6 protein-coding genes and 1 riboswitch are annotated in these 8,688 nt (G+C 58.8%); all 6 genes read right to left on the bottom strand.

Features of this window, described 5'->3' with window-relative positions; translation table 11 throughout:
- Window positions 1-174: 174 nt before the first annotated feature.
- Window positions 175-263, bottom strand: a riboswitch (cyclic di-GMP riboswitch).
- A 459-nt stretch (window positions 264-722) separates the two neighbouring features.
- Window positions 723-1,487 (bottom strand): TlyA family RNA methyltransferase, encoded by a 765-nt coding sequence (locus VL197_16325; protein ID HUJ19553.1) that lies wholly within the window; start codon window positions 1,485-1,487, stop codon window positions 723-725.
- Window positions 1,488-1,585: 98 nt separating this feature from the next.
- Complete coding sequence (locus VL197_16320) at window positions 1,586-3,469, bottom strand: ATPase (GenBank protein ID HUJ19552.1); 1,884 nt, start codon at window positions 3,467-3,469, stop codon at window positions 1,586-1,588.
- Between the two features lie 225 nt (window positions 3,470-3,694).
- Window positions 3,695-5,623 carry a 1-deoxy-D-xylulose-5-phosphate synthase gene (gene dxs, locus VL197_16315; GenBank protein HUJ19551.1) on the bottom strand — a complete coding sequence of 643 codons (1,929 nt, stop codon included), beginning with the start codon at window positions 5,621-5,623 and terminating at the stop codon, window positions 3,695-3,697.
- Between the two features lie 130 nt (window positions 5,624-5,753).
- The gene (locus VL197_16310; protein ID HUJ19550.1) at window positions 5,754-6,644 is read right to left on the bottom strand and encodes a farnesyl diphosphate synthase; all 891 of its coding nucleotides are present in this window, start codon (window positions 6,642-6,644) and stop codon (window positions 5,754-5,756) included.
- A 9-nt stretch (window positions 6,645-6,653) separates the two neighbouring features.
- Window positions 6,654-6,884: an exodeoxyribonuclease VII small subunit gene (gene xseB / locus VL197_16305; GenBank protein ID HUJ19549.1), complete on the bottom strand. Its 231-nt coding sequence runs from the start codon at window positions 6,882-6,884 to the stop codon at window positions 6,654-6,656.
- 234 nt (window positions 6,885-7,118) lie between these two features.
- On the bottom strand, window positions 7,119-8,688 hold a 1,570-nt coding region (locus VL197_16300), incomplete at its 5' end, for an ATP-dependent helicase (GenBank protein ID HUJ19548.1).

Genomic DNA, 8,688 nt, shown 5'->3' with positions numbered 1-8,688 from the left:
TGAGCAGGGGGGAGCTGTTCGCGCCGTGCATTTCATGGCAACCCGTACATTCGGCGACGCCGCCGCTATGGAATGCGAAGCTGAGTCCGCTCAGGCCGAATACGATCGCGGCTGCAGCGACAAGGATGATGCTTAATTTGGACATTTTCATTACGTCCTCCATGGTGGAAGTGCTCCGGCAGCCCGGCCGTCCTGTGTCTATGTGTTTACAGGACCCGAAGACTTTGTGCCCCCACCTTACGATGGGTTTACCCTTTCGGAGGACAAATCGTGCCTGAAGTGCTTAATAAACCTACATTTAACTGCATAACACGAAAGACCTGTTTCAAGCGTTTGATGGGATTTTGGATAAACCAGGCAGTATTTAGACAGTATTACCGAGGAGAAAAAGGCAGTATCAATGAACAAAAAGTAGCATAAATATTTTAGATTGTCAAGCCGATTTTTTTTTGATAAATGGCTCGGAATTCTACCTATATATAAGTAATCGCGCAAGAAAAGGAAAAAAGGGGAGACTTCCAACATGTTTGCAGAGAGAAATGTAATTCGTCAAGTAATTCAGAAGTAGTATTTTTTTTAACAACTATCTCAGAATATACATTTTACGAATAGGCATTCCGTAGTCGTCCGGGTAATACATTCCCCCTCTTCGGAAAGTATTGTTGGAGTGGGCGGCAGATTCGTTGGATTGAATTGAAAGATTCCGTCACGGGATGGGTGGCCTATGGGTGACGTACAGCGTAGATCAAATACTCCACATTCCCGTCCTGCCCGGTGATGGGCGACGGAGTGACGCCTTTCACCTCGAAACCGAGGCTGGCGATGAAGTTCCTGATCCGCTCAACGGCGGCATTCCTTGCAGCATCGTCCCGCACGATCCCGCCTTTCCCCACTTGCTCCCTTCCGACTTCGAACTGGGGCTTGATGAGCGCGATGAGGTCTGCTCCGGGGTTGAGGAACCTCATGACCGAGGGGACGACCTTTTCGAGCGAGATGAATGATGCATCAATGACAACGATGTCGATTGGCACGGGAATGAGCGAAGGTTCCATAGCCCTGATGTTGGTGCGCTCGATCACGACAACCCGCGGGTCCTGTCTGAGTTTCCACGCCATCTGGCCGTAGCCCACGTCCACGGCATAAACCTTCTTGCAACCGTGCTGGAGGAGGCAATCCGTAAAGCCGCCCGTCGAGGCACCTACATCCAGCGCAGTCATCCCCTCGACCCGGACGGGGAACTCCCTGAGGGCGGCCTCGAGCTTCAGCCCTCCCCTGCTCACGTAGGGAAGGGAGTCGCCGATAATCCGGACCTCTGCATCAGCAGACACGGGCGATCCCGCCTTGTCCTGCTTCTGGCCGTTCACCAAGACCTGTCCGGCGCCGATCAGCGCCTGCGCCTTCTCGCGGCTCTCTGCCATGCCGCGGTCAACGAGGAGACGGTCGAGACGGAGCTTCTCCGGCTTCTCTCTTTTGTTTTCGGTGGTCATGCTCAAATCCAGCAGAAATAGTATCGGAAGGGATAAGCAATGGCAAGGAGATTCTGCTGCATCCTGCAGGGCGGAGAACTGCCCGGGTCGGGCATTCCCTACTTCCCGAGGGGCTCGAACTTCCTCCCTCCCCTCTCCACGAACTTGCTGAAGAACTCCACGTAGTGCAGCCTGAGAGAGTGGATGGTGGGCGAGAAGACGCCGAGAACGATGTTGAGAATGTGCAACAGTGCTGCAACCGCGACCCCGATGACAACGTCTCCCATCTCGCCGGCAAGCCTGTTCGCCACATAGGCGAGAAGGACCGACGTCAGTCCGATCGCCATGATCCTGACATAGGAGATGATGTTGCCGATGCTCTTGAGCAGCTCGAGCGGCGCCAGGATGCCGCCGGTAAAGAACAGGAACGGCGTCATGACCAGAATGGCGATGATGATTGGCCGGGAGAGCAGCTTGGGGAAGAAGCCGAAGAAGGAGGCAAACACGGCAATCATGCAGAGAATGATAACGATGTTCAGCAGCTTATAAATGCCTTCCCTCCGAACATGCTTCCTGAACGCCGTGATCACCCCGAGGACGAGGCCGAGCAGGATATGCACCACTCCCGCGGAGAGCGCAAAAATAATCATGGGCACGATCGCGGTCCTGCGCTCGACCAGAAGCGGCTCGAGTCCGAAGAGCCTGGTGCCGAGGTCGCCGAAGAATTCGCCGTACAGCAGACCGAACAGGACCGTATACGCCGATGATATAAGCAGGACCTGGGAAGCATCCCGTATATCCTTGTTCGTCTTATAGCGTTTGCGCAACACGACGGCTAGGACCGCGAGAAGAACGCCGTATCCGGCGTCGCCGAGGATCATACCGAAGAAAACGGGGAAAAAGATGCCGATGAACGGCGTGGGATCAAAGGAGGTGTACGCGGGAAGCGGGAGCAGCCTTCCGAAGAGCTCAAAGGGCCTGAAGTAGGGGGGGTTCATCAGGACGACGGGGGCATGCTCGAGCTCCTTCTCGCGTACGTGCTGCTCCTCCAGAACGACCTCCATGCCGAAGGATGCTTCCAGCTGGGCTTTCAGCCTTGCCACATCATCGGCAAGCATCCAGCCGCGGACGAAAAAGCATAGTTTTGTCTGGCAGACGGAGGCTGTCGCAACCAGAAGCGAGATCCGCTCATCCACCCACTCCTGAACGCGCCGATAGATCGGCATCCAGCGACGGCCCAAGTCCGCAAGCTCCCGGTCCACGGCCTCAGCCTTCATCGATACCTCCAGGGACTTTGCTTCCAGATACGTGATCTTCTCGGGAAGGGAGAGGTCGTCGAACACAGGAGGGAACTCCAGCTCCGGAACACGCTCCCGGGTCAGCGTCTTGCTCACGGATTCCGAGATGTTCTTTTCTATGGTGATCATGCCGGCGAGCGTTCCGTCTCCTGCCGGAACGGTATACATTTTGAAATTCCCATTCGTCAATTTCTCAAGTTCCGCCCGGATATGTTCGACGCCGGTCTGGTCCTTGATCGTAAGCCCGATAATATCGAAGCTCGGCGGCGTATGCGCGAGCCGGAAGAGCGACTCTAAGGTGCTCAAAAAATCCGCAAACCGGCCGAGTTCCTTTTCTTCACTTATGAGCCGTGCTTTTTCTTCGTGAAGCGTCCTGGCCTCCTGGAGATGCTTTTCTATCGTATGGAGAATGGTACCGAGGATCGGCTGAGGTTCGATATAGCTTGTCCTTACGGCAGCCGAGGGGAGGTAGGTAAAGAGCTGATCGATCTTGCGCCGCAGATCATCCAGAAAGAGACGTTCGAACAATGCGCGTTCCCGCTCATCATGGAGAAAAGGCCTGACCTCTTCCCCTCTCCCTCCTTCCGCGATATCGACAGGTTCCGGTTCGATCTCGAGGACCTTCAACTGCCCGAGGAGGGTAAGCACATCCTGCAGCATTCCCTTCGGCCCGACGATCTCGACCTTTGACATTCTGGCGAGCATGAAGCATCTCCGCAGGAATTCCGATCGGCTCTTTGTCTTCGAGTCTCTTTATTTTAAGTGTAGCAGAAATGGTGCAGAGGCCGCAGGGAACGGTTTCAACTTCTCCTAACTATACAACTTGTGGGAAAGTGGCGGGAAAAAAGGAAGAAGAAGCGGTCAAAAAAAATTACCCTCGTCCTTCTGGGGAGAGAGTAATTGCGAAGGACATCCAGAAACCCGCACTTCTTACGCGTCCTTTGCTTTGAGTGAGGCCACCGACGCCACGGGGGCGACAGACTTGAGCCGCGATCGGTCGAGAAAATCCCTGACCGACTGGTAGATGCCGTCCGCGTCCAGACCGTATTTCTTCCGGAGTACCGCCTGCGTGCCGTGTTCTATGTAGGAATCGGGAAGGCCGATGCGATGGCTCTTGACCCCCGTTACGCCCCTTGTGTCGAGGCATTCCAGCACGGCACTTCCAAAGCCGCCCAGGAGCGCATGCTCCTCCACGGTCACGATCCTGCCCGCAGCCCTCGCGACCTGGAGCAGGAGCTCTTCGTCGAGAGGCTTTACGAAGCGCGCATTCACCACGGCCACCGACACTCCTTCCGCCGCAAGCCGCCTCGCCGCTTCCATCGATGGATAGACCATATTGCCGATCGCGATGACGGCGACATCACTGCCGTCGCGCAACAGCTCCCCCCTGCCGATCTCGAGGGTCTTGATCTCTTGGTCCATGGGAACGCCGTAGCCGGTCCCGCGGGGATAGCGCACCGCCGTCGGCCCGGGATGCTCGACCGCGGTCTTGATCATGTGCTGCAGTTCGTTCTCGTCCTTGGGCGCCATGACCACGATGTTCGGCACGTGGCGCAGATAGGCCAGATCGAACACGCCGTGGTGTGTGGGTCCGTCCTCTCCCACGAGACCCGCCCGGTCGAGCGCAAGCGTGACCGGCAGGTTCTGGAGACAAAGGTCGTGGACCACCTGGTCGTAGGCGCGCTGGGTGAACGTGGAGTAGATGGCCGCAACGGGGTGCATTCCCTCGACGGCGAGCCCGCAGGCGAAGGTGACGCCGTGCGACTCGGCGATCCCCACGTCAAAGAACCGGCCGGGAAACTTCTCGGAGAACTTGTCGAGACCGGTGCCTTCGGACATGGCCGCGGAAATAGCGACGATCCGGTCGTTGTCCTCGGCCAGCTTGATCAGGGTCTGGCCGAAGACCTCGGTATAGCTCAAGACCGCCTGCTTTTTCTTCGCCTTTCCCGTTTCCCGGTCGAAGGGCGGCGTGCCGTGGAACTGAGACGGGCTGCACTCGGCGAACTCGCAGCCCTTGCCCTTCTTCGTGACCACGTGCACGAGCACCGGCCAGGTGAAGTCCTTGATGTTGTGAAAGGTCTGGAGCAGGTGGTCGATATTGTGCCCGTCGATGGGCCCCACATACTGGAAGCCAAGGTCCTCGAACAGCATGCCCGGCGCCACCAGCCCCTTGATGGAGTCCTCCGTCCTCTTCGCCAGGTTGAACATGGCCTCGCCGACCTTGGGAATGCCCTGGAGGAAGTGCTTGGTCTCCAGCCGCAGCTTCGTGTAAAAGTTCCCGGTCATGAGCCTGCTGAGGTAGGATGACAGCGCGCCCACGTTGGGCGAAATGGACATCTCGTTGTCGTTCAGGATGACGACGAGGTTCTTTTTCAGATGCCCGGCCTGGTTCAGCCCCTCGAAGGCGAGCCCCGCCGATATGGAGCCGTCGCCGATGACCGCGATCACGCGGAAGTCCTCGCCCTTGATGTCCCGCGCCGCGATCATGCCCAGGGCCGCGGAAATGGACGTGCTGGCATGGCCCACGTCGAAATGGTCCGCCGGGCTCTCCTCCCGTTTGGGGAAGCCGCTGATGCCGCCGTACTGCCGGAGCGTCGGGAACTCGGCGCGGCGTCCCGTCAGGATCTTGTGGGCATAGGCCTGATGGCCCACGTCCCAGACAATGCGGTCCTTCGGAGTGTCGAAGGCATAGTGGAGGGCGATCGTCAGGTCCACGACGCCGAGGCTCGAAGCGAGATGCCCCCCTGTCTTGGACACGACGTCGATGATCTCTCCGCGGACCTCGGAAGCCAGCTCCGGCAGTTCTTCCTCCGGAAGCATCCTCAGGTCCTGCGCGCTGTTCACTTTGTCGAGAATCATGGTTACCTCATAGGAAAGCCAAATTACAAGATTCAGGTCCCAGTACATCCCAGGCATCAGAACTCGAACTTCTCAAGCTTCGGTGCCGGGATATCGAAATTTCCGGAATCAGTTATCTCACAGCGGGAATTTAATTTACTCTATTGATGATGTACTTCGCCAGCTCTCTGAGCGGGTCGGCTTTCCGGTCGAAATCCTTGAGAGCCGCCAGAGCCCTGTCCGCGACCTCCCCTGCCCTGCGCCGCGACTCCTGAAGCCCGTAGAAGCTCGGGAAGGTCTTCTTCCCCTTTTTTATATCACTGCCCACGTCCTTACCGATCTCCTCCTGCTTGCCGGTGATGTCGAGGATGTCGTCTGCGATCTGGAACGCGAGCCCCACCATCTCTCCGTAGCGGGTCAATGCGGCGAACTGGCGCTTCCCCGCCCTGGCGTACAGCGCGCCCGCGCGGACCGATGACCGGATCAGGGCGCCTGTCTTGTGGGTGTGGATGTATTCCAGCGTCGGGAAATCGACCTCCCGGCCCTCGGACTGGATGTCCACGACCTGTCCGCCGATCATCCCGAAGACGCCCGAGGCCGTTGCGATCTCCCTGGTGATCGTGATCAGCCGGCTCGCGGGGATTGCCCTGGTTCTCCGGGGATGGGAGAGCACTTCGAACGCCAGGTTCAGCAGGCCGTCGCCCGCCAGGATCGCGATCGCCTCGCCGTACACCTTGTGGCACGTGGGCCTTCCCCGGCGAAAATCGTCGTTGTCCATGGCCGGAAGGTCGTCGTGGATGAGCGAGTAGGTATGGATGAGCTCCAGCGAGGCCGCGATCGGCAGCAGGTCCGTGGTCTTCGCGCCGAGCGCCTCGGCTGCCGCTAAGGCCAGGATGGGCCGCACGCGCTTCCCGCCGGCGAACAGGCTGTAGCGCATGGCCTCATGCACGGCTGGCGGGAAGGTCTTCTCATTCGGGACCAGTTTCTGAAGCGTCCGGTCGACAACGTCCTTTTTTCTTGCCAGGTATCCCTTGATGTCCATGACGGCGGCCTACTCTTCCTCTTCCCGGAACGGTTGTGCGGTCACGATGCCGGCCTTGTCCTTAAGCAGCACTTCAACCCGGCGCTCGGCTTCCTCCAACCGCTTGTTGCAAATCCGGGAGAGCTTGACGCCCTCTTCGAACAGCTTCAGGGAAAGGTCAAGCGACAGGTCGCCTGATTCGAGCTCTTTGACGATCTCCTCGAGCCTCGCAAGCGCGTCCTCAAACTTTTTTTCTGCCATAGAAAATGCCTCGGGATAAACCGCAGGAAAGAAAAAAAGAGACTGAAATGAATTATATCCGGAAGATAGCTGCAAATCAAGAGAAATGCTGTTTTTCTTGGAGAAAAACCCTTAAATTCCGGCAACAGCATCCCGATACATAATATCGAATACGAATATCCAGCCCGACTTATGATCAGCTCATTGAGGTCTCAGATCAACGCGGAATTGTTGGTTGAGATCCGGAATTCCCCGTTAATACTCCTTCCACAGCTCAAGCACGTTTCGGGATGAACGGAATCCGATCTGCCTGAGCGCTCCTGCGTAGGGACTGCTGCCGGCGGTCTGTCCATTGATCGTCTCGACCGTGACCTTCCGGGGCGGGTTGAACTCACGGGAAAGAAGTTCCTTGAACATGCCGAAGTAGTCGGGCAGGCCGGCATCGTCGGGGTCCACGAAAATATCGAGGCTCCTGCCGAGCCGTCTGGATATCATGACCAGCCGGGTTCCGTGATATACCAGCTGGTTCGAAGGAATGCGGCTGGGAAGCCCTTGAGAGCTCTCCAGGGCAAGGCCGCAGAGCGAAACGGGGTCGATGGCGCTGATCCAGAACACGGCATCCTGAGGCAGCGGCTCACGGAGCATCCGGAGCGCGTCCGGGGAAATAAACTGCGGGCCTCTGATGCCTTCGAAAAAATAGCCGGACAGGACCTCTCCGGACATCTCCATGAGGCGCAGGGATCTGAAGATCGCCCGCCACCGGAGGGACGGCAACTCGTTCGCCAGCAGTTCCCGGAAGATAACGCCGTAACGACGGAGGACCTGGCGCGCCCGGTCCTTCGCCAGTTCCTCGTCTTCGAGGATGTCCCGCTGCCGGGGAGGAGCGTCGATCCGGAGCCAGTGCCCCTCGACCGGCCGCGATGCGTTCCACCGGTTGAACCCCGACCTTCTCGAAGCGAGCCTCGGCTCTTCCCGGAAGACAGCGGCCTTGAATCCTGTCAGGACACCCCTCCGGACCGGGCGAAAGGAATCGCTCGTCACATTCCCTTTCCATGCTTCCTTCCAGAGCAGTTCCGTGGCGCGCTCCGTATCAAGATGGGACCGTTCGGCGATCTCGAAGAAGCTGAACCTGCCGCGCCGGTCCGGGATCAGGTGCTCGAGGTCGCCGGCGTCCCCGGCCTGATCGGGCTCATGGTCCGTCCGGAAAAGCTCGAGGTCGCTTGCGAAGGCGAGGCTGATGCGCCTGCGGCCGCAGCCGAACCAGATCAGATCGCTGGAGCCCATGAGGCCGTCAAGCCATTCGCTGCGGTACTGCCGCATCCGGGAGGGGAGCAGGTGCTCTTCCCATTCGTCGGCCGGCGCGGGCCACCCGAAGAGCTGTTCCAGCCGCTGCTGCAGGTCCTCCCGGCTCTCCCCGCGCGGGATCACGCCCTGGAACGCCGCGAGGAACAGGACAAGGTGTCCCCGGGGAAGCGCCTCGAATGCCGGCTGGCGATAGCGGCGAGCCATGCGCAGCAGCATCTCGAGGTTCCGGGTGTCGCAGATCTCAAGTTCTGCGCTCTCCTCTCCGAAGCGGTCCATAATCACGCTCTGCGCCTCGATCAGGGGTTCGATCGCCTCATCGAGCCGCTCGGGCGTGACGCCCAGGAGATGCTGCACCTCCTGCTTCCGGACCGGGCCGTAGGAGCCGAGCCAGTCCGCGAGGAAGCTTGAAAGGTCGTACTCTTCGGACAGGACCGCAGTGTCGGGCAGATTGTGCAGATAGACCTCTGCTCTGCGCTTCAGGCTCTTTTCGGACTCGCCCGGCGAGACGGGCACAAGCGTA

The organism is Nitrospirota bacterium (genome assembly GCA_035516965.1).
Lineage (GTDB): Bacteria > Nitrospirota > UBA9217 > UBA9217 > UBA9217 > MHEA01.
Note: the sequence above shows the minus strand (reverse complement) of the source record. Positions and strands in the feature narration are given on the sequence as shown.

Bases quoted from the DNA above. Each gene is read 5' to 3' on its own strand.
- VL197_16325 (HUJ19553.1), bottom strand. From the start codon at position 1,487: ATGACCACCGAAAACAAAAGAGAGAAGCCGGAGAAGCTCCGTCTCGAC.
- VL197_16320 (HUJ19552.1), bottom strand. From the start codon at position 3,469: ATGCTCGCCAGAATGTCAAAGGTCGAGATCGTCGGGCCGAAGGGAATG.
- dxs (HUJ19551.1), bottom strand. From the start codon at position 5,623: ATGATTCTCGACAAAGTGAACAGCGCGCAGGACCTGAGGATGCTTCCG.
- VL197_16310 (HUJ19550.1), bottom strand. From the start codon at position 6,644: ATGGACATCAAGGGATACCTGGCAAGAAAAAAGGACGTTGTCGACCGG.
- xseB (HUJ19549.1), bottom strand. From the start codon at position 6,884: ATGGCAGAAAAAAAGTTTGAGGACGCGCTTGCGAGGCTCGAGGAGATC.